Source organism: Microcystis sp. M083S1, from assembly GCF_020246405.1.
GTDB lineage: Bacteria > Cyanobacteriota > Cyanobacteriia > Cyanobacteriales > Microcystaceae > Microcystis > Microcystis aeruginosa_C.
In genome coordinates, this window is record NZ_JADBTB010000071.1 from 1 (window position 1) to 22305 (window position 22305).

Here is a 22305-nt window from a genome sequence, read left to right on the forward strand (position 1 = left end):
TCCTAAGTAGGTAGGCACAATTATTTGTAGGATGGGTTAGCGGTAGCGTAACATAATCGGGCGTTGGGGTTCATGCTTCAACCGTTCGGCTGAGCTCACGGCCGAAGCCCAACCTACGTGCATTTTATATTTAATTCCACCCACCTACTTATAGATATTTCGACAAAATTGAAAGGCAGAAAAAGGGTTTATAAAGAAACCCTTTTTCTAGTTTCCAACTAATCCTATTTGACCTAATAGGTAAGGCTGAGTGACGGGTTTACAAGAACCGGGGGAATTTATAGTTTCCAACTAATCCTATTTGACCTAATAGGTAAGGAGGACAGAAATATCGATTAATAGCAAGACCAATAAAGTTTCCAACTAATCCTATTTGACCTAATAGGTAAGGTGGGTTATTTTAGGGTGCTTGTTTTTACAAAAACCTGTTTCCAACTAATCCTATTTGACCTAATAGGTAAGGTATATTACCATTTTGAATCGATTGATCATCTCACAAAAGGGTTTCCAACTAATCCTATTTGACCTAATAGGTAAGGACAATCGGCATTAGAATCCCAAAAGCAACAGTTTGAAGCGTTTCCAACTAATCCTATTTGACCTAATAGGTAAGGAACCGTAATAAGGTAACTCTCCAGGAGAGATTCTAATAGTTTCCAACTAATCCTATTTGACCTAATAGGTAAGGCAGAAGCTATTTGGTATTGGAACAAATATTTTGGGAGTAAGTTTCCAACTAATCCTATTTGACCTAATAGGTAAGGAACGCATCTGGAACAAACCATGCGCCGACGGAACTATGTTTCCAACTAATCCTATTTGACCTAATAGGTAAGGAGTACCCCTTGGAAAGTCTCATCGAGAGGGGAAGACAGACCCCCAAATCGACGCATCTCCAAAAAGGTGGTATTGGGGGGGGTAAAAGTCCCGATACCAAAGGGTAGAACCCTGACTGGGAGAGCAATCGACACATCTAACCAGAGAATCGGGGTTTTAGGTCGGGGAGGGGGTGCATCGATTTTCAGTCAAGAGTTAGGGGACAAGCTAGATGATGTAGAGATTTGGGAGTGGTTGAGGAGGAGAACCTCCCATCACCAACAATCTAGAGACAGCTTCTTCGGAAATCCCATAGAAGCGCACATCATCCTCTTGAGGATTGACCCTTTCTACTACTTTAGCGTACAGTTTCCGCCTCTCGATGTGTAATTAATTTTGCTTAAGTAATTATCTGTAATTAAGTAGCTGGTTATAATTAAATTAAAAATGGATTTTAGGTTCGATCCCCCCTGCCCCCCTTGATAAGGGGGGTGCCGATAGGCGGGGGGATCTGACAATTTTTAACGCCTACCTACTTAATTGTCTAGCTACTGATTAAGGAGGGTAGCAGGGGTGGGAGTTTTTTTTAAGGATTTTTTAACCCCAAAAATCCCCCGATTCTGGCGAGCAATCAGTATCATGGATAACAACAACAAGCTTTAGGTCTAATCCGATAAAAATCATGACCTACCTATCTCCTAAATTATTCACTTTTGAAGACTTTTTAAACCAGTATGGAGATGACCCACGCTATCAATTAATTGACGGGGAGTTGCGAGACTTGGAACCCACTAGACATCAGGAATCCGTAGCGGGAAAAATCGCAGGAAGACTGTGGGGAGAAATCTTGCGATTACATCTACCCTGGACAATTCCTAAAAACTGTTTGCTCCGTCCAGAATCCGGTCAAGCTACTGCTTTACGTCCCGATGTCATCATTTTGGATGAAGTGGACTTTAGCACCGAACCTCTCTGGGAAAAACAACCAATTTTAACTAGCTCCCCAGCAATTAAATTAGTGGTAGAAGTGGTTAGTAGTAATTGGCAAGATGATTATGCACGCAAAGTTGAAGAATACTCATCTTTAGGTATTGCTGAATATTGGATTGTCGATTTTCGTGGATTGGGTGGCATCTCTTTTATCGGTAAACCCAAACAGCCTACTTTGACTATTTATCAGCTAGAAGGTGATGAATATCAACAAAAATTATATCGTCTTTATGAGCGCATTAGTTCGGCAGTTTTTCCCGAATTGTCTCTGTGTCTTCTCGATATTATGCCCTAAATCTCTAGTAAAGTTATGCTGAAATCTCTTAAAAATGTCCTGGGTAATCTGCGTCAATATCCCTATAATATTATCTTTAATCCCCTCACCAATGCAGCATTAGCCATCGCCGCTATTTTGGCACTAATTGCCGATCAATTTGGCCAGGGATATTATCTAATTTTTCTGATTACTTTGGCTCTAGTTATCATCGGTATCTGGCTAGAATCTCAGAAATACGACCTCTATAAACATCAGGCGATTCCTCTACCGATAGTGATTAAAATTGCTAATCCTGCCGATAGTAATAAGGCTCTGCAATCGCTTTTTAATATCATCGAAACAGAAAATAAATACAAAGATCATCAAAATAATCTTGACCAGTATCTCAATATTAGCGAAACAGACTTAATTTTTAACTACTCCGGTATTTATGATCAAGAAATGCTGAAAGCTTTTCTGCAAATACTCCGCTATAATCTAGAGAAACTTAAGAAAAAAACTCCCCAAAATACTATTATTTATCTTGCCTATATCGGTCCGATTAGCGTCGCTATTATGGTCGGCACTATTCTCGCTACCGAAGGAGTAAAAATCTTTCAATATAATAAATCTTCTGATAGTTATTATCCTGTGGTGGAAATTAGCGATCGCAAACTCAAAGAAGATATTAAGGAATACGAAAAATTTGAGCGTGTTGTCACCGAAAAAGGTCAAGATAGAGTAACTATAGCCATCGATGTTTCTTCCCATAAAATTAATCTTAATGATCAGAGTATTGAAAACTACGGCGATTTAATTTATCTGAAAAGTAAAGGCAGTGGTACAATTGAAAAAAATGAAGATTGGCTACAATATTCTAGAGAAATCTTTAAAACTATCAATATCGCTCAACAAAAAAACTATCAAGAGATTAAGCTAGTTTATTCCATGCCTATAACTTTGGGAATACTTGTCGGAATGGCCGTTCAACAATACTGGCCAATTCTCCTAACTCAATACGAAAATTCTACCTACAGAAATCTTATTAATCTTCAGGAATTTAAACTTTATCGAGGACAATAAAGATAAAATGAACTATACTGTAATTACCTTTGCTCCTGTGCAAGGATTCATCGAAAAATCGCGTAAACTAAGGGACTTGTACGGTGGTTCTTTTTTATTATCCTATCTTGCCGATGCTATCTGTCAGGCAGCGGATAAATATCCTGAATGTAGCCTTATTTCTCCGGCTTTAATTGACGTTAAAAGAGGAACTCCCAACCAAATCTTAATCGCGGGTAATTTTCCCAAAAAAGAAGCCGAACAAGTCTTCAATGACGCATGGCAAAAAGTGGTTAATAAGTGTCGGGTTTGGATTGAACAAAATTTACCACAATACAATTATACTTGGCGACGAGAATGGAACCTATGGATTAATCATACTTGGGAATTCTTCTGGGCGCAAGAGGACTCGATCGATTGTGCGTTTAAAAGTCTGCAACAGAAAAAATATCAACGAGATTGGACGGGAATTAATTGGCAAGGAGAAAGTTCTAGCTTATCGGGTTCCGATGCCATTGTTTGGTATGGAATGACGGATCAAACCCATCCTTTATATTCTAGTATTTCCCAACAAAATCAGCAAATCACTGAATTTTATCAGCAATTAAGTCAAAAACTTTCTAATGCTATCCTCGATGAAACCGAACGTCTTAGCATTCCCGAATTAGTCAAAAGAATGATTACATTATATGATATTGGCAAGCCTTTAAACCTAGAACTTCCTAAAAAATTTGTGGAACTAAATCGCTACGAGGAAAAATCCTATACAGGATGGTTTCAAGGGGACGGTGACGGGATGGGAAATTACCTAAAAAATCTGTCCATATCCTCAAGAAAAGAATTTAGTCAAAGAATGCGACAATGGGGAGAAGAACTAGAAAATTATCTTAACTTTGGTCGCATTATTTATGGAGGAGGAGATGACTTTCTAGGGGTTTTGTTTTCACAAAAATCAGAACCAAAATTAACCCTACAAGATTGTCTATATTGGTTTGATCAATTTCATCGGGAAATCTGGCCAAAACACGGTTATTCTCAGGATATAACTGTTAGCGTCGGTTTTGTTTGGGCAGCTTCAGGAGTTCCTCAGCGTGACATATTACAACAATGTCGAGAAGCAGAAAAATCCGCTAAAAATCAAGGTAAAAATCGTCTCGCGGTGCGAATCCTTTTTAACAGTGGTAACTATTTAGAGTGGGTTTGTCCCTGGGAAAACTTAAAAGATATCCTCGATAGTTATTGCGATCGCAGTGAAGGAAAAAACTGGACACATTTCTATAATGATATAGCAACTTTAGAAAATCGCCGCGCTTTTACCGATGATAATCACGATATTGCCAATGCAGTTTTTAACCTTTATTTTAATCAAAATATACCCATCGATACCACCTCTCACCAAGATATAAATAACTGGGTAATTAACCTCTCAAAAGTGGCCAATCATCTCACCTAAACATAGAAAAATGTTGCAATATCTGATCATAATTAAACCTTTGGGATTTCTCTACGGTAGCGCCGGTCCGTTTCTGTCTCCAGAAAATCTAGTTGGACGTTCAGGAAATCGTTTTCCCCCCACTGCTGCCACAGTTTCGGGACTATTTGCTCACAGCAATCCCACCAATATTCGCAATTTACAAATTGCCGGCCCTTTTTGGGCAAACAGTGAACAATCAGATAACTTTTTTGTCCCCACTCCCTTTATTTATCTGGCTAAAAAACCCCTCGCAAATTATTTTCAAGACCAAGAAAATAACGACAATGGAAAAATTCAACACACCTTAACATGGCAAGAAAAATGGCAAGAGAAAGACAGTAAACAAATTGAGGGAAAATTCGATCGAGATAGTTGGATTCCTATCAACCAATGGTATAATCCTCAAAAAGCCTATGGTTCTCCGTGGCAATATCATCCCCATCTCCATCCGCGTTTGTTAGAGGAGCAAAGAAAGGTAAAAACTGGAGAATTATTCCTCGAAAATGCCGTCCAGTTACATCCAGATGCTTGTCTAGTTTATTTAGCTAATCAACCCCTAGAAAATGGCTGGTATCGCTTTGGTGGAGAATCCCATCTAGTGGAAGTTAAATCACTTGAACTAAGCAGCCATCTCCAAACTTTATTTAATCAAGATGTCGGTCAATATTTTGCCCTCATTACTGCCGCAATCTGGGGAACAAATCGCCTATCAACTCGCAATCCCAGTGATTGGCAATTAGAAACCCTCAACACCGAAAGACCAATAACCTATCGTTATCGATTCGGAGGAAAAGATAAAGTTAAGCGCTTATCTAGGGGACGTTATGCAGTTCCCGCAGGAACAGTTTATCGCTTAAAAAACCCCTTACCATCTTGGCAAAATTGGCAGGAATCTTGGTTCCCCAGCGAAGGGGTTTCTCTCAAACGTTGGGGCTGCGGATTAGCCTTACCCTTAGAAAATATTGCCAAATAAAGCCTATAATTAAGTAGGTAGGCGTTAAAAATTATCAGACACCCCCGTTATCAAGGGTAGGGTTGATTCATGAATCAACCCTACCTTATCAAGATGGCAGGGGGGATCGAACCTAAAATCCATTTTTAATTTAATTATAACCAGCTAATTATTGAGTAGGGTAAATGAGACGAGCATAAGTGATAGCTATGGCAAAACTAAAAACTAGATTTCCTCGAAAAGCTTTATTAGATTATTGAAAAAGTGGTAATAATCAAGGCTCAAAAATTAGCAAAAATAAAATGATGCGTATGTTTTTAGATTTTTTGGTAGAAGATGCCTTTAAAAACCCTTCTTCTCTCACTACTTACACAGAGGAAATGGCTAAAGAAATCGATGAATTATTAAAGGGTGTTGCAATTGATTAGGAATAAATCTATAGCTTTGTGCTGTCCTAATAGCCTAAATACCACGATAAAATATTAACAAAATCTTAGAAAATCCTGACATTAATGTTAACCTAGTTTAGAATAATCCCTAAGCATCTAAAATACTCACTTTTACCCAAAAATGTATCACAAAAGTTATGGCATACTTGAAACCTTAGCACCCCTTCATGTGGGAGCAACCGCAGGAGAAGAAACGGGTAATCTTAACCTCATTTTTCGTGACCAATTCACCCAAACAGCAATTATCCCCGGTAGTTCTATTCGCGGCCGTTTTCGTGCCGATATGAACAATATAGATGAAAAACGTACATGGTACGGACACGAAACAATCCCAGGACAAGAAGACGGAGGGACCACCGAAGCAAAAGTTAAATTTGAATATGCTTCCCTCGTTTGGTTGCCGGTATTTTGTCCCGGACAGCCGATAGTTTGGGTCACTTCTCCCCTATTATTAAAACGCTATAAACAAATCACGGGAATCTCTGCAAAAGTACCCAATCCCTATACTGCTTCCCCTAGTTTACAAGCGCGAGTAGTGCAGGGAGTTAACCGCAATAGCAAAGTTTTATTTTTTAACTTAGGATTTCTCGAAATTGAACACTTAGAGGAGCTTTCTTCGTGGATTCCCCCGCAAGCGGATTTAAAAGCTTCTCAATTAGTCGTCGTTGATGATAACGATATATCCATGCTGCACGATATGGCACTCTACCGACAAAGCAGGGTTAAACTACTAGAAGGTCAGAAAAAAGTGGATACAGAAAAAGGAGCTTTTTTCAATGTGGAAGCTTTACCCGTGGGTAGTATTTTAGTTTTTCCCATTGCTTGCAAAGAAACAGGATGGCAACCTTTTGGAGAATCGGTAAACCAAAAAGAATTATATTTCGGAGGATTAGAATCTATCGGTTTTGGTCGTTGCCAAGTTACTATTTTAAACTACGCTAATCAATAATTACATTTTATCTAATATTATGGCTTGGAAAGAATACAATCTCGATCGCATTGCTCAGAAATTAGTTCTCGCTGCCAAACTACGGGATCGAGATTCTCTCAATCAATCTTTTAAAATGCGTGAATCCGTTTCCTATGGACTAGAAAGATTCTGGGGTGAACATCTGCGCTTACAATCCAAGGAAACCAATAAAGCACAATACTGGAAAGAAACTTGGGATAAATTAGTCGAAACCATGGCAGAAGCGGGGATTCCTATCCCTAACGATACCGTACAGATAAATGATACCGAATCTGTTCAAGCAATGGCAGAAAAACTCTGGGAATTAAAGCTAGAAGACCAGAGAATTACCCTCGCTGTTTTAACGCAACTATGCGATTGTTTAGTTTGGTGGACTCAAAGATATAAAGGAACAAAGGAGCGATAAATTATATGGTTAATATTCCCGATATTGGTGACAAAATCCCCCTGATGTTTCGCGCACAAACCAAAGGGCGATCGCAATTACAATATATTGACTCTAAAAAAGATGAAAATGATAGCCAAAAATGGGTAAAAGAATGGATAGAACGAGTCGATGAAAATCCTCCCCAATTTGGTCAAGAAGTAAAAACCAAAGAATATCAAATATCATGGCGATTTGTCACTAATGGGGGACAAGATGAAGGAATAATTAGGCCTGTAATGGGTGCTTATGGCATACCATTTTATCCCGGTTCCAGCATGAAAGGAGCCTTTTGTCAAGCTTGCACCCCCGAACAAAAACAACGTTATCACCTCGAAAAAGATAGTGATAACCCTAGTCTTTTGCGCTTCCATGGCGGTTATCCCGTTAATGATTGGACGGAAAATCTTTTAGATATTGTTCACCCGCAACAGGGATGGCAAGTAAAAACCCCAAACACTCGACAAAAACCCAGTGGAGAAAGTGGTTTTGCTTTAATTTCTCTCTATCAACCTACCCTAAAATTTGGCATTTCTACCTCAATAGAACAACCCGATTGGGAGGAGATTTGGACTATCTGGGAAAGAGCTTTAGAATCTGGTCTAGGATGCCGTGTTAGTAGCGGTTACGGCTTGCCAAAAGACATTAAACCTTCAAAAGAACCTTTATATAAATGTTTTCTGAAAGGGCAAGGAATGGCTCCTAAAAGCCTCGATGGTGCAAGGGAATTTCGACCCAATATTTTTCGAGGAGCAATTCGCGGTCATGCCTTGCGTATTTTTGGCGGTTTAACTGATGCTGAAAATGCCGAAAAGTTAGTTAATCAGCTATTTGGAGGAATTGACGGAGAAGCAAGCCAAGGTTTACTAGCGGTCGATTTTTGTGTCAAATCTCTAGAGTTAGGAACCTTTGCCAAGGGTTACAAGGAACCCACCTACACAGTAACAGGAGAATTACGCTGGATTCTCACCCAATCTCTCCCCGAAAACCAGCAAGAATGCTTAAAAAAATTAATTTGTTTTCTCACTCGTTTTGCCATGTTATTAGGAGGATTTGGTAAATCATGGCGACGAGCAGATCATAGTATTTTCTATGAGGATTATTATCCCAATAAACCCTTAATTGGCTGTCATTGGCAATGGGGGGATAAAAGTTCTTTAATCAACGATAATAAAGTCAGAGATTTAACTCATGTTCATCCCTTTATCAAAGATGTTCGCACTATTGCTAAACAATGGATGTACTTACAAGAAAATATCCCCATAACTCCCGATAATAGTGCTAACTGGCGAGAAAGTTGGCATCCTAAAAATGTCGAAGTTTGGGGAAGAATTGCCGAAGATAAAGATGATTCACTAGCCATAAAATGGCTTCACAGAGCCTATCAAAAATTGGATAATTTAAGTATCTATAAAACCTCGGTGACAGGAATAGTAACAAAAAATATCAATCAAGTTGGTCGTCTTTGGCATCGAATGTATTCCAAAAATAATCATCAATACCTAGAATTATTAACAATTTTTCCTGATGACTCTGATGATTGTGCTTATTTTCTAGGTTTTCTAGACGAGAATAATGGTCAAGAGGGAAAATTTCAAAAAATTTGGCCGAAATAATCCCGTTTATAGTTAAGCACCTAAGCAAAATTAATGACAAATTAGGATTAGTTGGAACCTAAAAAAGTAGGGCTAATTCATGAATTAGCCCTACTCTTATTCCCTACCTATTAGGTCAAATAGGATTAGTTGAAAAACAGAAAAAGGGTTTTTAAAAGAAACCCTTTTTCTAATAAATTGTGTCAAATATATCTTGACAAAAATCGATAAAAATGCTAGAACCTAATGGCAATCTTCGCTTTATTGCATGAGTAGAAAACGGGTTTCTTCGAGAAACCCGTTTTTTGCGATCGCCAGTCAAGAAAAAACCCGATAATTCAACCTATTCCCTCGGATCAAAATCCGGCAGCGTCCCCAACTTGCGAATGGTTACTTTAACATCCATAGACAAAAAGTCATCGGCATCACCAAACCAAGAACCAGAAAGAGGTATGATTTGACCGGGATGACGAGCGATCGCCACTCGAATTAAATCAAAGCCGGCGGTAATTTGATTAGTCGGATCATAATTACGCCAACCGGCCCTGGGTAGATAAACCTGTAACCAAGCATGGGTAGCGCCAGAGCCAGTCATCCCCACTTCACCACCGTCGAGGGCAGCATCGTAGAGATAGCCACTGACAAAACGACAGGCTAAACCCAATCTTCGCAAAGCTTCGATCATCAACCAAGCATAATCGCGACAAGTTCCCGACTTTAGCCGCAGGGTTTCTCCGGGGGATTGAGTTCCTTCACTCTCCCGGGCTTGGTAAGTAAAATTATCTTTGATAGCCGCCATCATTCTTGCCATGGCATCGAGGGTATCATCTTGGTCCCCCGCTACAAAACTTTTGGCCCAAGCTGCCAAGCTGCCGTCGGCATCCTCAGCGTGGGGACGCATAAACACCACCAGATCTAACCATTCATCGGGGGTGTACTGGATGGGAATTTCGATCGCCCGTTGATCCAGGGGAAAATCAGCGATCGCTTTTAAGCCAAAATGTTCCGCCCGTAATCGACAGGTAACGATTAATTCTGACGCTGGTTCAGCAAATTCAAGCTCTACCACGTTGTTAGATAGAGTATCCATAGTCCAGCGCGTTTTGGCGGCAATATTCGCTTCTACAGAATAACTGATAATTCTTTCACCGTGACCGGCACTAGGCAAAAAAATCGCCCGATGTTCCCCAAAAGTTACCGGTTTACGATAATGATAGGTGGTGATGTGTTCCAAGTCGTAGATGACACTCATCCTGATTATCCTTAATAAAGTAGCTGGTTATAATTGAAGATAAATCCCCCCTTGATCCCCCCTTAATCCCCCCTTGATCCCCCCTTAATCCCCCCTTGATAAGGGGGGTATCTGACAATTTTTAACACCCACCTACTTAATCACTGATAACTGAAATGACCTCTGACCCGTCCCTCGATCGAGCTTGGAATACCGAAGACCTAGAACAAGCGCTTCGAGGTGTCGGCACTATTCAAGAAGAACTCAACTATAATCAGGCACGCAATTCTCTGAGCAAACTTGTCGAGCGTCTGGATCTTACCTCGATCGAGAAAATTGGTCTAGAAGCGGAGATCGATCACCTAGTGGCCCTGCTGGAAAAACTCGATCGCTCCCTGATTCAAATTGCCGCTTTTGGTCTGGTGGGCCGGGGAAAATCCTCGATTTTAAATGCTCTGGTCGGTCAAGAAATCTTTACAACCGGTCCTTTACACGGAGTTACCCGCACCATTAAAGGGGTAAATTGGCAGTTAAGCAGCGATGATACTTTCCCCAATCTAGCGCGTCTGACCCTGAACGGCCAGGGTAATGCTCAGGTGCAATTGCTTGATACTCCCGGTATTGATGAGGTAGATGGGCAAACGAGGGAAATTCTCGCCTGTCAGGTGGCGCAGCAGGTGGATTTAATCCTTTTTATCATCTCCGGTGATATGACCAAAGTGGAATTTTCCGCCTTGGCCAAGTTACGCGAAGCGGGAAAACCGATGATTTTGGTCTTTAATAAAATCGATCAGTATCCGGAAGTCGATCGCCTCGCTATCTATGAGAAAATCGCCTCAGAACGGGTGAAAGAATTACTCTCCCCCGATGAGATTGTTATGGTGGCAGCCTCTCCCCTCCTGACGGAGACCGTCAAGGGGCAGGATGGGCGGCTAAAAACGCAACGATTTCGGGGAAAACCCCAGATAGAAGCTCTGAAACTCAAAATTTTGGAAATTCTAGAGCGAGAGGGTAAATCGCTCGTAGCACTCAATTCTATGCTGTATGCGGACGAGGTAAACGAGCAAATTGTCGCCCGCAAAATGGCTATCCGTGATCGCGGGGCTAATCAATTGATTCAAAAAGCAGTGATGATCAAAGCATCGGCGATCGCTCTCAATCCAGTGACGGTGTTGGATCTGTTTACGGGAGCAGTTATCGATCTGGCCATGATTCTCGCTCTTTCTCGCTTATACGGCATCGATTTAACTCGTCAGGGGGCGATCGCTCTTTTACAAAAAATTGCCCTCAATATGGGGGGTATTAGTGCCAGCGAATTTTTAGCGGTTTTGGGCTTAAGTTCCCTCAAAGGACTGCTTGGCCTCTCGATTCCTGCCACTGGCGGCATTTCTCTCCTTCCCTATACTTCGATCGCCCTGACTCAAGCGGGAGTTGCCGGTGTATCCTGTTACGCGATCGGCCAAGTGACGAAAACCTATCTCGCTAATGGGGCCACTTGGGGACCCGATGGCCCGAAGGCAGTGGTAGCCAGTATTCTCGATTCCCTCGATGAAACCTCGATTCTCAACCGGATTAAGCGGGAATTAGGCTCAAAATTGGCGGGTGGGGGTTAGGAGAAGTGGGAATTATGAATTATGAATTATGAATTAGGAAGTGGGGAAGTGGGAAGTAGGAAGTGGGAAGAATAAATAAAAATAATCTCCTGACTCCTGACTTCTGACTCCTGGCTCCTGACTCCTAATGGTTGATCACTGATCACTGACTCGATCAATCCAAGAAATGCTTACTATGGACGATCGCCGCTATAATAACTACCGCCCCTTGAATTTGATAGATCAGACGGTAGGCATAGGCAGACTTTTCTCGGATGGTATCATCACTAAATTCAGCGCATTTTTTCGCTTCTAGGGGACAATTTTCTAAAGAATAGCTTATATCAAGAATTCGACGCACGACGGCCGCCGCATAGGACGGGGAATCTCGACTAATATAAGATGCGATCGCATCCACGTCTTCAATTGCTTTGGGCGACCAGACAAGGCGATAATTCACTCGATCAGCCATTTGTTTAAAAGACCCTCAACTTCTTCTTGGGGGATTGTATTCTCCAGAGAGGCAGCGTTCAAACTTTGACGCACCTTCTCCAGAACGTATAAATGATACTGAATATCTTCAATTGAACAATCATCTGGTAATTGATTCAAGAGGGATTCAACTTTTTGTCTAATGCTATTCATACAAGTTTGACCGAAGTTTTTAAGGAAAAGTATAAATTTAAATTATCTATCAACTATCATCTATGGGCAGTTATCTTAATAGTGAGGTACGAAGTATCTGGTTTTAGGGAACAGAGAACGGTTAACAGTAGCTGGTCGCCAAGAGATAATGCCAAATTTCTTTATACTTCATCTTTAAGAGAAACGCTATATCATAGATAGAAAACTAATAGTCACGCATCCTATCTTATGCCATAGTCCCCGGAAAAGCGAGAAAAAGTTAAGAATAGATAAGCTGATTATCTAGCTTTTGTAACATTGGGGCGGGTATTCTGTTAAGAATGCTTAATAATTCCCCTATCTGCCCAATCCCCGCGACTTCTAGGCATTATTGACCGATAACCATCTAGCGGCCACAAGACCCCCCCAATCGCAGCAATTTTTTGTTACATTAGTTTACAGTTCCCTCAACGCCCCAGTGGGTTATTAATTTTAATGTCTTCTTCGGTTCCTTCGTCGGATTTTATACCCTTAATCGGTCAAGAAACAGAAATCTTTAACTGGGCAAAATCCCATTATCGTAACCATACCTTTGCCAAAGATGAAAAAGTAGCCACGCGCCCCGGGCTATTATACTTTGTGGAATCTGGGGCGATTCGTATTGTTGGTAAGGCACAAGTTAACGTTATTGACCAAAAATCCGCCCGTCAACTACCTATGGCCGATAGTGAGGAAGTATTTCTCGGTTTTGTGGGTGCAGGTCAACCTTTTGAGATTGTTTCTCAATTTCCCTTTCAATTACAAGCCCAAGCTCATCTAGACGGAACCGAGTTAGTCTGGTTATACTGGGAAGACCTAGAAAAATGGCCGCAATTGCGATCGGCTGTTATGGAAACTTTTCGCCATCAATACCAGCGTAAGTTATTTTGGTTGAGTATTCTCGGTCAAAAACGCTCCCTCGATCGATTAATGGGGTTCTTGGTTTTATTATTGGAAGAATACGGTCAACCCTGTGGGGAAGGGTATTATCTCCCCTATCCCCTAACTCACGCTCAAATTGCCAGCGCCATCGGCACTACCAGAGTAACAGTAACAAGATTAATCGGTAAATTGCGACAACAAAATTCGATCTTTTTTAAGCAGGATAATCTTATCGGATTGCCCAGTTTATTTTTGAGTCAGAATTAATTTTTCTGCTTTGGAGAAATATCTATCTAGGACATTTTGGGCGCACGCGATGCGCCCCTACCATTGGCGCAATAATATTGTTTATTGTAGGGGCGAATTGCATTCGCCCTCTTTGAATAACTTCTGCTGCTCATCATAAGTGAGAGAAAGTCACCAAACTGTGCATCCTATCCAAAAGTTAGTTTGGCTCTAGGTTTTAAAAACCCCACACAAGAAGATTCCCATCGCCAATCAGCAACCCCAGAAATCTATGACCCCTCTATCTGGCAACAAACAACCGAGATAGCTTATGACTGAGCCAATTCCTGATAAATTATCGGAACGAATCGATACAGGTGTTAGAGTCGCAATCGCAGAAGCAATTGAGAGACACCGCCTCTTAGGAGAATCTATCAGCATTTTCAAAGATGGCCAAATTGTCACCTTAACAGCCGCCCAAATTCCGCCAAAATCTGCCAAAAAAACGGAAGTGTAAAAAATTGGTTGACTGTCTCAAATTTCACTATTCATAGAAACAGTTTCACCTATCCGAGGGATTTATATAAAGGTCGGTTTTAGCAAATTCCCGTTACGAAAATCAAAAGTAAATAGTATAATAGTACTGTTCTTTACTTTTCGAGGTATAAATATGACCTTAACAGAAAAACAAAAAAACCTTTTGCGATGGATAGTTGAAGGAGTACGGGCTGGTTATTTTCCCGCCGAGGACAATATTTTGTGGGGTCCTCAGGTTTTCAACGGCCCTAGTTGGCCAAATTACACGGGTTCTGATAGCTGTCCTGAGGTCGAATTCCCAACGCTCGGTGGATTAGAAAAATCTGGTTATATTAATTTGCAAACAATAGCCTCGGATGAATACAAGGGCGCTCTAACACAAAAAGCTTATGAAGCGGTTGATTCTAACTTTGCTGAACCCGCCATCAGCAGCCAAAAGGTTTACGCGAAAAACTATTACAACCATGTAGAAACTATGACAGAAAATAAAGGAAACGTCAACATCAGCGGCGTACAGGGAAACGTGAGCGGAATTGCCGCCGCAGGCGAAAACCAAACCATGACCGGGGTTGCACTCGGACAAATTAGCGGTGTGGTCACGAACAGCATCGGTCAACTGCAATCGACGAATACCCCTGAAGCAACTCAACTGGCCACACTGCTCGAACAGCTTCAATCTGCGATCAAAAATGAATCCCACCTAGCGCCGGAAGATAAAGCGGAGGCGATGGAACAGGTCAAAACCTTGGCAGAAGCAGGACAGAAACCTGAAGATAATGCACTCCAAAAAGCGGCAAAAACTGCTTTGAAAATTCTCAAAGGAACGATTGCCGGTTTGCCCGATGCTGCCAAACTGGCCGAGTCATGTGCAAAACTGCTCCCCGCAATCGCTACTTTGCTATCACTTTCTTAGATTGGCTAAATCTCCCCCAATCTCTTTACTGTTGCCTCTTGCCCCTTGCATGAGTGCCTCATCTCAACAAGCAATTCAAATGCGCGGGCAGCTTAATTGTCTTCTAGCTTCGTAGAGGATGACAGCAGTAGCGATCGCAACATTTAAAGATTCTACACCACCAAAGAGGGGAATTTTCACCGTTTCATCGGCTAAAGTCGCTAATTGGGGTGATAAACCAGCTCCTTCATTGCCTAATAATATTAAAGTCGGACGGGTAAAATCAATCTCCCAGTGGCTTTTGGTGGCTGTGGGTAAAGTCGCGATCGCTTTTACCCCCTGTGCTTGATATTTTTTCACTAAAGCCGATAAATCCGATTCTACCACCAGGGGCGATCGAAACCATTCCCCGGCGGAACTGCGGATCACTTTGGGGTTATCGATTTCGACGCTATCGAGACTTAACCAGATACCCTGTACCTCTGTAGCCACGGCAGTGCGGATAATAGTGCCGAGATTACCCGGATCCTGCAATCTTTCCAAAACTAAGCCCAATTGTAGCGGATTTTGGGGGACTGGATGAAGGTGATCACGGGCAATAGTGGCAATCACACCATCGGGATTAACCGTTGTCGCTAGGGAAGCGAGGACTTCCGGGGAAACTATCTCGACTCGTTTCGCCTGATTTGGAAGCTTCTCTGCTAATTGTCCCTGTCTTTGCTGCCACTTTTCAGTATAACAAACCGTCTCTAGGGAACAATTCACGGCTAAAGCCGTCTCTAGTAAGTGGGTTCCCTCAATTAAGGACAAATTCTGCTCCTGTCGCTCTCTAGTGCGGTGTAGCTTGCGAATTTGCTTGATTAAAGGGTTTTGAACACTGCTAATCATAGCCAATCGGATTTTTCACCCCGCTAGGGCTGCCCTAAATAACTACGTTTTGAGGGAGATAATGCGGAACTCGGGACTTGAACCCGAAAGTCTTTGCAGACACTAGAACCTGAATCTAGCGCGTCTACCAATTCCGCCAGTTCCGCATTTTTCTTTCACAATCTCCTATCATACTATCGGACAATCCATAAGTCAAGATAGTTCAGATAATTAAGACAAAAATCGCTTTTCGGGGTAGAATCACCAATAATTTCCTCAAAAATCTGATAAGATGCAGTCTCATTTTACCGAAGCTTTCCTTAGCCAAGACTCCCAACTAAGATAAATGAATCATCCTATGACCATCGATACCGAGCATCCCTATTTAGAAATTCAAGGTCGTCACTCTCTCCGGGGTGAAGTCAAGATCAGTGGTGCCAAAAATGCCGCTCTAGTGATTATGGCAGGAGCTTTACTCTGCTCCGACGAGTGCCAGATTAGTAATGTACCAGCCCTAGCCGATATCGAGCGGATGAGTCAAATTCTCTCGGCTTTGGGCGTGCAGGTCCGTCGCACCGGAGATAGACTAGAGATTGATGGCAGAGACCTCCAACAAGCTCAAGCACCCTACGATCTCGTCTCCCAGTTGCGGGCCAGTTTTTTTGCCATTGGACCGATTTTAGCCCGTTTAGGAGAAGCAAAAGTTCCCCTCCCCGGCGGCTGCGCCATTGGGGCCAGACCAGTGGATCTGCACGTTAGAGGCCTACAGTCAATGGGTGCAGATGTATTAATCGATGGCGGCATGGTACACGCCCGCGTTAAGGGTAATGGTCGTCTGAAAGGGGCGAATATTTATCTGGATTATCCCAGTGTGGGAGCGACGGAAACCCTAATGATGGCGGCGACTTTAGCGGACGGGGAAACCATTCTCGGTAATGCAGCCCAGGAGCCAGAGGTGATTGATTTAGCCGATTTTTGTGTTTCCATGGGGGCAAAAATTCGCGGTGCTGGGACCAATACAATTGTCATCGAGGGAGTTTCCCGTCTGCACAGTACCGATTACAGTATCATTCCCGATCGCATTGAAGCCGGGACTTTACTGATAGCCGGGGCGATTACCCGCTCAGAAATTAGTCTTTATCCCGTAATTCCCAGCCATTTAGCTTCGGTAATTGCCAAACTGCACGAAATCGGTCCGGAAGTGGTGGAAGATGGTCCCAATCGTCTCCGGATTATCCCTAAAGACTTAAAAGCCACCGATATCGAAACCCTGCCCTATCCCGGTTTTCCCACAGATATGCAGGCCCAATTTATGGCTCTGTTAACTTTAGCCGAGGGCAGTAGCGTGGTTAATGAGACGGTTTTTGAAAACCGTCTGCGTCATGTGGCCGAATTAAAGCGTCTGGGAGCAGATATCAAGGTCAAAGGAAATGTGGCTTTAGTGCGCGGTGTGCCTTTCCTCTCCGGGGCGCCGGTGATGGCCACGGATCTACGCGCTTCGGCAGCTTTGGTGGTAGCAGGATTGGCAGCCCGGGGGACTACTATTGTGCAGGGACTCCATCACCTCGATCGAGGTTACGATAATTTAGAGGGTAAATTAAGAGCATTAGGGGCAAATTTACGCCGGGTTGATCCTTTGGCCTCAGAATTGGCTACCCTGACCCAATCTTAACAGGATGATTAGTTATCGCTGTTCTATCAGTGTTGAGGATTCCCGTGAGCAACACCGATAGAACAGCGTTAATCGTGCTTGGTTGTTCTATATTGACGGAACCTTTCATCAGCGATCGCATTTACCAAATCTTAGCCATTACTAATACAAACCCCGGCAATTCTGGATCACCACTAATGGTTTCAGGAGCATTTAAAATCTCCGGTTCTTGATGGGGACGATAAATATAGACTTGGCGATTTTGGCGATCGATTAACCAACCCAATAAAGTACCATTGGCAATATATTCTTCCATCTTTTTCTGCAAACTGGATACTGTATCACTAGCAGAACGTAATTCAATGACAAAATCGGGACAGATGGGGGCAAAAGAGGCTTTTTGTTTTTCTGTTAAAGCATTCCAGCGTTCTAATTTAATCCAAGCAGCATCGGGTGAACGAGTCGCACCATTGGGCAGCGTAAAACCCGCACTAGAATCAAACCCAAGCCCCGTTCCATCTAGTTCTGACCAACTCCCCAGTTGCACAGCTATATTAAAATTGCGATTACCCGTATCTGAAAAAGCAGCAGGCATAACGATCACTTCTCCACTAGCACTGCGTTCAATGCGTAAATCTCGATTGGCTAAACAAAATTCATAAAATTGCTCCTCCGTCATCGGCATAATCCAAGGAAGATCAATCATCAAAGGAGCCGAGGTCGCTTGTACAAGTAGTGTCGTCATATTTTCGCCCTACTCAAGAATTACACGAATTAACAACTGAATGCCCTTCAATCTTAACTTAGCTCTTGTCAACGGCATTATTAACTACCAAAAGATAGAATGCGATCGCTCTTAACCTTGCCAAAGAAGCCTGACGGAGAGTAATGTAAATATTTATAAAAATGTAGCTTAGAATACATTTTAAAAAAAGGAGAGTGTGTATTGTTATTTTATTGTCCGTCTTTTCAGAAAAAGAAACCACAAAAGTCTCCTAATACCATCAATAAAATCCGACAATTACCCTTCATTAATTGGAGGGGTTTTTATCAGTTGTCATACTAAATCCGTTGAGTAACGCACAGAAAGCGGGTTTCTCCGAGAAACCCGTTTTCTATTAATGCTTGGGGATAGTTTTTCCTAGCTTGGGGGGATTGAAAGTTTAATTTTCCCTGAATCTTTCTAACAGTTCTGAGCGAGATAAATTAGCCAGAGAAAGAAGTAACCCGGTGCGTTCGGAGATGGGAAGTTGGGCAATCTGTTCCACCAGACCAGATAATTCTGCATCTAGGCTGCCAAAACGTCCTTCCAGAAGACTGGTTATCAGGGATAGTTGTCCTTCTAAACTGCCTCGTTGTATCCCTTCTTGTATCCCTTCTTGTTTCCACTCTTCTCGTTGTTGTAAATAAGCTGGTGATAGGTTCATAATGTCCTCCTGTTCTTCGGCACTTAAATTATCTCTTAATTCCAAACTCTTGCGCCAGTTGGCCAGAATTTCCAGTAAATTCTCTTGGAAAGGATTACCTTCAGGTAATTGCACTAATTCTTCTACTGCCCGTTTTTGCGTCCCTCCTTTCCCTAGTACCCTCAACCATAAAGTCTCCTCATTGACTGGTAATTGATGGATGGCGACGATTCCTGTTTTGAACAGGCTAGGGGAAAAATAAACTCCTTTTCCCCACTCCTCTTTCATCCCCTCTTCCGGTAGGAATGAAGGGGGGATTCCCACGACTTCTTCAATCATTCTCGCCGAAAAAGTAGGCGTTAAAATCCAGAGAACTGGTAGTTCAGCTTCAGTTAGAGTTTTGTTTGTCCGTTTCGCCTTCCTCAAGACCTCGCCATGAACCGCATATAACTTTGAGATGCAGCTGCGAATCTCTACCTCGGAGGGAGGATTACGGAAGGGTTCAAATAAGCAGCAAGTCGCCGCCATTTTAGCGAGTATGCCCAAGGGTAATTCAGTCCTTGATGCTGAACTGGCTGGTTCAAACCAGACATCGATTTCTTGAACTTCACTCTTGACTTTCTTGCTCTTTTTAATCGTCCCTAGAGACGCTAAGAGTTCTTCTAAATATTCCTTGGCAAATTGGTCGTGAATTTGGCGCGTCATTGCAGGGGATAATTAATCCGAGAAAGTGCATTAACAATCTTGTTAGATCATAGCAAGTTTTGAGAATTTATCGGCTCTTCTAGGTTCTGTGTGATAAGTTTAACTTAAGTAGCTGGTTATAATTAAATTAAAAATGGATTTTAGGTTCGATCCCCCCTGCCCCCCTTGATAAGGGGGGTGCCGATCCCCTCTTAATCCCCCCTTGATAAGGGGGGTGTCTGATAACTTTTAACGCCTACCTACTTATATAATAGCGATCGGTCTTTGTGTTCTTTGTGTCTCTGTGGTTCTTCACACTCATTGCTTAAATGCCCCTTCTCAAGTTCCCAGAGCTTAGTCACCAATATTGCGAAAGTGACAGAAAAGGGATAATCTTCCACTCAATTGCCCAAAATAAAGGCTAGAATCGAAATATAGTATCGATCGCTACGGATTTTTCATGAATTACAGAAAATTTTGCTTGGCTTTTTTGCTGTCCCTTATCCTCATCAACACCGGATTAGTTATGCCTAGTTACGCAAACGAAAGAGAATTGAGGACAATTACCGTAACGGGAGAAGGAATAGAAAATATCGCCACTTCTCAAGCAATAGTGCGCTTAGGGGTAGAAATTCAAGGCAAAGAAGCGGGTAAGGTGCAGCGGGAAACCGCCACTCGTAGCGATGCGGTGGTTAAATTTCTCCGTTCCCGTCAAGTGGAAAAATTGGAAACCACTGGCATTAGTTTACAGCCCAATTACGACTTCAGCAACAACCAAAGACGTTTAATCGGTTATATCGGGGCTAATTTGATTAGTTTTCAGGTTGATATAGCCCAAGCGGGGATTTTAATCGATGAAGCGGTCAAAGTCGGGGCAACACGCATCGATGGGGTCAGTTTTACTGCTGGAGAATCAGCGATCGCAGCTGCCCAAAGAACCGCTCTCATCAAAGCCACGGAACAAGCTAGAGAACAGGCTACAATCGTGTTACAAGCCCTCGGTTTAGTGCCGAAAGAAACGGTTTCTATCCAAGTGGGTAATACCAGTAATCCCGTGCCAATAGCCCGCTCAGAAGCGGTTTTTCGGAGTGCCGATGCTGCCAGTAGCCCGGTTATCGGAGGGGAACAAACCCTGCGCGCTGCTGTCACCCTCGAAATTAGCTATTAACATCTGTAGCTAGAGACAACTAACTACACATATCTAACCACCTCTTGCCTGTTGCCTCATCAAACTTTCGCCCTCATCCGTGAATTATCCCAACTTTTTACCCACTGTTAGGGAGGGATTGAGTGAAGATACCTCCCTTGCTCTCCTCCAAAATATCCAACAAATTGCCATCGATAGCCCCATCTATCCTCGATCGATTCTAACTACCTATAGTCAACAAGGGCAAGGTCAACCGCCTTTTCTCCTTCTGCACGGTTTTGATAGTTCCCTGCTGGAATTTCGGCGTTTACTACCCTTACTCGCCCAAAATAGGGAAACTTGGGCGATAGATCTACTCGGCTTCGGTTTTACTGAGCGATACCCAGATTTACAAGTATCTCCGAAAACTATTAAAAGCCATCTTTACCATTTCTGGCACACTGCGATCGCAGAACCGATAATTTTAGTCGGTGCTTCCATGGGGGGTGCAGTAGCCCTAGATTTTGCCCTCTCCTACCCGGAAATAGTGGCAAAATTAGTCCTGATTGACAGCGCAGGACTAGCTAACCCCCCAGTTTTGGGTAAATTGATGTTTTCTCCCCTCGATAAGTGGGCAACTAATTTTTTAGCCAATCCCCGCGTGCGTCAAAATATCAGTCGTACCGCCTATTTTGATGCAACTTTGGCCACTGTTGATGCTTGCACCTGTGCCAATCTGCACCTGAATTGTCCCCACTGGAGTGAGGCTTTAATCTCCTTTACCAAAAGTGGCGGTTATGGGGCATTTTTGCCGAAATTAAGCCAAATAAACCGAGAAACGCTGATTATTTGGGGAGAAAACGATCAAATTTTAGGCACAAAAGACGCGAAGATATTTCAGCAGGCCTTACCCAATAATCAACTGGTTTGGATTCCTCGCTGTGGTCATGTTCCCCATCTCGAAAAACCGGAACTTACCGCGGCCGCGATAGTTAAATTTGCGAACTAAAAACTTATAATAGGATTATTTGACCCTATAGTGCCAACTTTTATGAAATTTTTGCCGATCGCTCTCGCTACCTTCAGCCTTCTGAGTTTATCTGTCAATATTCCCCCTACTGTAGCCACACAACAGCTTTTTTGTCGAGGCCGCATGAATAACGGTTGGTCCTATTCAGCAGAATTTATCAATGGACGTTTTGAGCGCATTCGCTGGACGCGCTCCGGTCAACCTCCCCAAGTTTCTAGCCTTAGTTTTAAAAATACCAACAACAAAGGACAGCCGATTTATCGGGGCAGTTTATTCGCCGCAGTCAGTGTCACTCTGATAGACTTATCCAAAGGAGATGTCCGTCCCGGTTCGCAAATTTCCGTGGGAGTGGAAGAATGGGGTTGGTCGCGGGGAAACTGCGGTCTTAACAGTTGACATCCTCGCCGCCCTAAAAGTGCGGCGATTCCTAAACCTCACGATTTAAGTTTCTGCTTCCACCACCGTCGCATACCACAGTTAAAAAACCATGTACTGTCTTACACAGAGTCCACAGACTTTCGCCCCATTTCA

General features: G+C 42.6%; 22 protein-coding genes, 1 tRNA gene and 1 CRISPR repeat array. Of the genes, 16 read left to right on the plus strand and 7 right to left on the minus strand.

Annotated features, from left to right (window positions below; genetic code table 11):
* Positions 1-210: 210 nt before the first annotated feature.
* A CRISPR array of direct repeats spans positions 211-837; the repeat unit is 36 nt; unit sequence GTTTCCAACTAATCCTATTTGACCTAATAGGTAAGG.
* A gap of 661 nt (positions 838-1498) precedes the next feature.
* From IM450_RS06785 to IM450_RS06820, 8 genes are all read left to right on the plus strand, one after another.
* Entirely contained in the window at positions 1499-2101 is a 603-nt protein-coding gene (locus tag IM450_RS06785) for a Uma2 family endonuclease (RefSeq protein WP_287665539.1), read from the plus strand.
* A 15-nt stretch (positions 2102-2116) separates the two neighbouring features.
* Entirely contained in the window at positions 2117-3145 is a 1029-nt protein-coding gene (locus IM450_RS06790; RefSeq protein WP_287665541.1) for an SAVED domain-containing protein, read from the plus strand.
* 7 nt (positions 3146-3152) lie between these two features.
* Positions 3153-4577 carry a Cas10/Cmr2 second palm domain-containing protein gene (locus tag IM450_RS06795; RefSeq protein WP_287665543.1) on the plus strand — a complete coding sequence of 475 codons (1425 nt, stop codon included), beginning with the start codon at positions 3153-3155 and terminating at the stop codon, positions 4575-4577.
* Between the two features lie 10 nt (positions 4578-4587).
* Complete coding sequence (locus IM450_RS06800; protein WP_287665546.1) at positions 4588-5571, plus strand: type III-B CRISPR module-associated Cmr3 family protein; 984 nt, start codon at positions 4588-4590, stop codon at positions 5569-5571.
* Between the two features lie 281 nt (positions 5572-5852).
* A complete protein-coding gene (locus IM450_RS06805) occupies positions 5853-5978 on the plus strand; it encodes a hypothetical protein (RefSeq protein WP_287709533.1) in 126 nt (41 codons plus the stop codon).
* A gap of 142 nt (positions 5979-6120) precedes the next feature.
* Positions 6121-6948 (plus strand): RAMP superfamily CRISPR-associated protein, encoded by an 828-nt coding sequence (locus IM450_RS06810; protein ID WP_002736838.1) that lies wholly within the window; start codon positions 6121-6123, stop codon positions 6946-6948.
* 19 nt (positions 6949-6967) lie between these two features.
* Entirely contained in the window at positions 6968-7375 is a 408-nt protein-coding gene (locus IM450_RS06815; protein ID WP_287665550.1) for a hypothetical protein, read from the plus strand.
* 5 nt (positions 7376-7380) lie between these two features.
* Entirely contained in the window at positions 7381-9009 is a 1629-nt protein-coding gene (locus tag IM450_RS06820) for an RAMP superfamily protein (protein ID WP_287665552.1), read from the plus strand.
* Positions 9010-9331: 322 nt separating this feature from the next.
* On the opposite strand, the gene IM450_RS06825 is transcribed toward IM450_RS06820, so the two are convergent.
* A complete protein-coding gene (locus IM450_RS06825; RefSeq protein WP_287665555.1) occupies positions 9332-10240 on the minus strand; it encodes a transglutaminase family protein in 909 nt (302 codons plus the stop codon).
* Positions 10241-10395: 155 nt separating this feature from the next.
* Here IM450_RS06825 and IM450_RS06830 point away from each other — a divergent pair, with 155 nt between their 5' ends.
* Positions 10396-11832, plus strand: coding sequence for a GTP-binding protein (locus IM450_RS06830; RefSeq protein ID WP_287665558.1), 1437 nt, complete (start codon positions 10396-10398; stop codon positions 11830-11832).
* A 154-nt stretch (positions 11833-11986) separates the two neighbouring features.
* Here IM450_RS06830 and IM450_RS06835 read toward each other — a convergent pair whose 3' ends face one another.
* A complete protein-coding gene (locus IM450_RS06835; protein ID WP_002737690.1) occupies positions 11987-12283 on the minus strand; it encodes a type II toxin-antitoxin system RelE/ParE family toxin in 297 nt (98 codons plus the stop codon).
* A complete protein-coding gene (locus IM450_RS06840) occupies positions 12268-12456 on the minus strand; it encodes a hypothetical protein (RefSeq protein WP_002737442.1) in 189 nt (62 codons plus the stop codon). The genes IM450_RS06835 and IM450_RS06840 overlap by 16 nt, the downstream gene beginning before the upstream one ends.
* Before the next feature lie 474 nt (positions 12457-12930).
* Here IM450_RS06840 and IM450_RS06845 point away from each other — a divergent pair, with 474 nt between their 5' ends.
* The 3 genes from IM450_RS06845 (at position 12931) to IM450_RS06855 (ending at position 15031) form a co-directional block, all read left to right on the plus strand.
* Complete coding sequence (locus IM450_RS06845; RefSeq protein WP_287665560.1) at positions 12931-13623, plus strand: Crp/Fnr family transcriptional regulator; 693 nt, start codon at positions 12931-12933, stop codon at positions 13621-13623.
* 289 nt (positions 13624-13912) lie between these two features.
* Positions 13913-14098 (plus strand): hypothetical protein, encoded by a 186-nt coding sequence (locus IM450_RS06850; RefSeq protein ID WP_002737595.1) that lies wholly within the window; start codon positions 13913-13915, stop codon positions 14096-14098.
* A 153-nt stretch (positions 14099-14251) separates the two neighbouring features.
* Positions 14252-15031 carry a hypothetical protein gene (locus tag IM450_RS06855; RefSeq protein ID WP_287665565.1) on the plus strand — a complete coding sequence of 260 codons (780 nt, stop codon included), beginning with the start codon at positions 14252-14254 and terminating at the stop codon, positions 15029-15031.
* 75 nt (positions 15032-15106) lie between these two features.
* Here the strand turns inward: IM450_RS06855 and IM450_RS06860 are convergent, their stop codons facing one another.
* Together IM450_RS06860 and IM450_RS06865 are read right to left on the minus strand one after the other, a co-directional pair.
* Positions 15107-15898 (minus strand): TrmH family RNA methyltransferase, encoded by a 792-nt coding sequence (locus IM450_RS06860; RefSeq protein ID WP_287665568.1) that lies wholly within the window; start codon positions 15896-15898, stop codon positions 15107-15109.
* A gap of 62 nt (positions 15899-15960) precedes the next feature.
* A tRNA-Leu gene (locus IM450_RS06865) sits at positions 15961-16044 on the minus strand.
* 191 nt (positions 16045-16235) lie between these two features.
* Between IM450_RS06865 and murA the strand changes: the two genes are divergently transcribed.
* Positions 16236-17549, plus strand: coding sequence for a UDP-N-acetylglucosamine 1-carboxyvinyltransferase (gene murA, locus IM450_RS06870; RefSeq protein ID WP_287665571.1), 1314 nt, complete (start codon positions 16236-16238; stop codon positions 17547-17549).
* A 121-nt stretch (positions 17550-17670) separates the two neighbouring features.
* Here murA and IM450_RS06875 read toward each other — a convergent pair whose 3' ends face one another.
* Positions 17671-18273, minus strand: coding sequence for a Uma2 family endonuclease (locus IM450_RS06875; RefSeq protein ID WP_287660376.1), 603 nt, complete (start codon positions 18271-18273; stop codon positions 17671-17673).
* A gap of 418 nt (positions 18274-18691) precedes the next feature.
* Entirely contained in the window at positions 18692-19639 is a 948-nt protein-coding gene (locus IM450_RS06880) for a hypothetical protein (RefSeq protein ID WP_004268193.1), read from the minus strand.
* 439 nt (positions 19640-20078) lie between these two features.
* Here IM450_RS06880 and IM450_RS06885 point away from each other — a divergent pair, with 439 nt between their 5' ends.
* From IM450_RS06885 to IM450_RS06895, 3 genes are all read left to right on the plus strand, one after another.
* The gene (locus IM450_RS06885; RefSeq protein ID WP_287665573.1) at positions 20079-20786 is read left to right on the plus strand and encodes an SIMPL domain-containing protein; all 708 of its coding nucleotides are present in this window, start codon (positions 20079-20081) and stop codon (positions 20784-20786) included.
* Between the two features lie 79 nt (positions 20787-20865).
* Entirely contained in the window at positions 20866-21753 is an 888-nt protein-coding gene (locus IM450_RS06890) for an alpha/beta fold hydrolase (RefSeq protein WP_287665575.1), read from the plus strand.
* A gap of 42 nt (positions 21754-21795) precedes the next feature.
* Positions 21796-22170, plus strand: coding sequence for a hypothetical protein (locus tag IM450_RS06895; RefSeq protein ID WP_110578215.1), 375 nt, complete (start codon positions 21796-21798; stop codon positions 22168-22170).
* Positions 22171-22305: the final 135 nt, after the last annotated feature.

Coding starts and splice junctions, on each gene's coding strand:
- IM450_RS06795 (WP_287665543.1), top strand. CDS start 3,153: ATGAACTATACTGTAATTACCTTTGCTCCTGTGCAAGGATTCATCGAA.
- IM450_RS06895 (WP_110578215.1), top strand. CDS start 21,796: ATGAAATTTTTGCCGATCGCTCTCGCTACCTTCAGCCTTCTGAGTTTA.
- IM450_RS06820 (WP_287665552.1), top strand. CDS start 7,381: ATGGTTAATATTCCCGATATTGGTGACAAAATCCCCCTGATGTTTCGC.
- IM450_RS06845 (WP_287665560.1), top strand. CDS start 12,931: ATGTCTTCTTCGGTTCCTTCGTCGGATTTTATACCCTTAATCGGTCAA.
- IM450_RS06860 (WP_287665568.1), bottom strand. CDS start 15,898: ATGATTAGCAGTGTTCAAAACCCTTTAATCAAGCAAATTCGCAAGCTA.
- IM450_RS06885 (WP_287665573.1), top strand. CDS start 20,079: ATGAATTACAGAAAATTTTGCTTGGCTTTTTTGCTGTCCCTTATCCTC.
- IM450_RS06840 (WP_002737442.1), bottom strand. CDS start 12,456: ATGAATAGCATTAGACAAAAAGTTGAATCCCTCTTGAATCAATTACCA.
- IM450_RS06800 (WP_287665546.1), top strand. CDS start 4,588: ATGTTGCAATATCTGATCATAATTAAACCTTTGGGATTTCTCTACGGT.
- IM450_RS06835 (WP_002737690.1), bottom strand. CDS start 12,283: ATGGCTGATCGAGTGAATTATCGCCTTGTCTGGTCGCCCAAAGCAATT.
- IM450_RS06850 (WP_002737595.1), top strand. CDS start 13,913: ATGACTGAGCCAATTCCTGATAAATTATCGGAACGAATCGATACAGGT.
- IM450_RS06815 (WP_287665550.1), top strand. CDS start 6,968: ATGGCTTGGAAAGAATACAATCTCGATCGCATTGCTCAGAAATTAGTT.
- IM450_RS06825 (WP_287665555.1), bottom strand. CDS start 10,240: ATGAGTGTCATCTACGACTTGGAACACATCACCACCTATCATTATCGT.
- IM450_RS06830 (WP_287665558.1), top strand. CDS start 10,396: ATGACCTCTGACCCGTCCCTCGATCGAGCTTGGAATACCGAAGACCTA.
- IM450_RS06790 (WP_287665541.1), top strand. CDS start 2,117: ATGCTGAAATCTCTTAAAAATGTCCTGGGTAATCTGCGTCAATATCCC.
- murA (WP_287665571.1), top strand. CDS start 16,236: ATGACCATCGATACCGAGCATCCCTATTTAGAAATTCAAGGTCGTCAC.
- IM450_RS06855 (WP_287665565.1), top strand. CDS start 14,252: ATGACCTTAACAGAAAAACAAAAAAACCTTTTGCGATGGATAGTTGAA.
- IM450_RS06785 (WP_287665539.1), top strand. CDS start 1,499: ATGACCTACCTATCTCCTAAATTATTCACTTTTGAAGACTTTTTAAAC.
- IM450_RS06805 (WP_287709533.1), top strand. CDS start 5,853: ATGATGCGTATGTTTTTAGATTTTTTGGTAGAAGATGCCTTTAAAAAC.
- IM450_RS06875 (WP_287660376.1), bottom strand. CDS start 18,273: ATGACGACACTACTTGTACAAGCGACCTCGGCTCCTTTGATGATTGAT.
- IM450_RS06810 (WP_002736838.1), top strand. CDS start 6,121: ATGTATCACAAAAGTTATGGCATACTTGAAACCTTAGCACCCCTTCAT.
- IM450_RS06880 (WP_004268193.1), bottom strand. CDS start 19,639: ATGACGCGCCAAATTCACGACCAATTTGCCAAGGAATATTTAGAAGAA.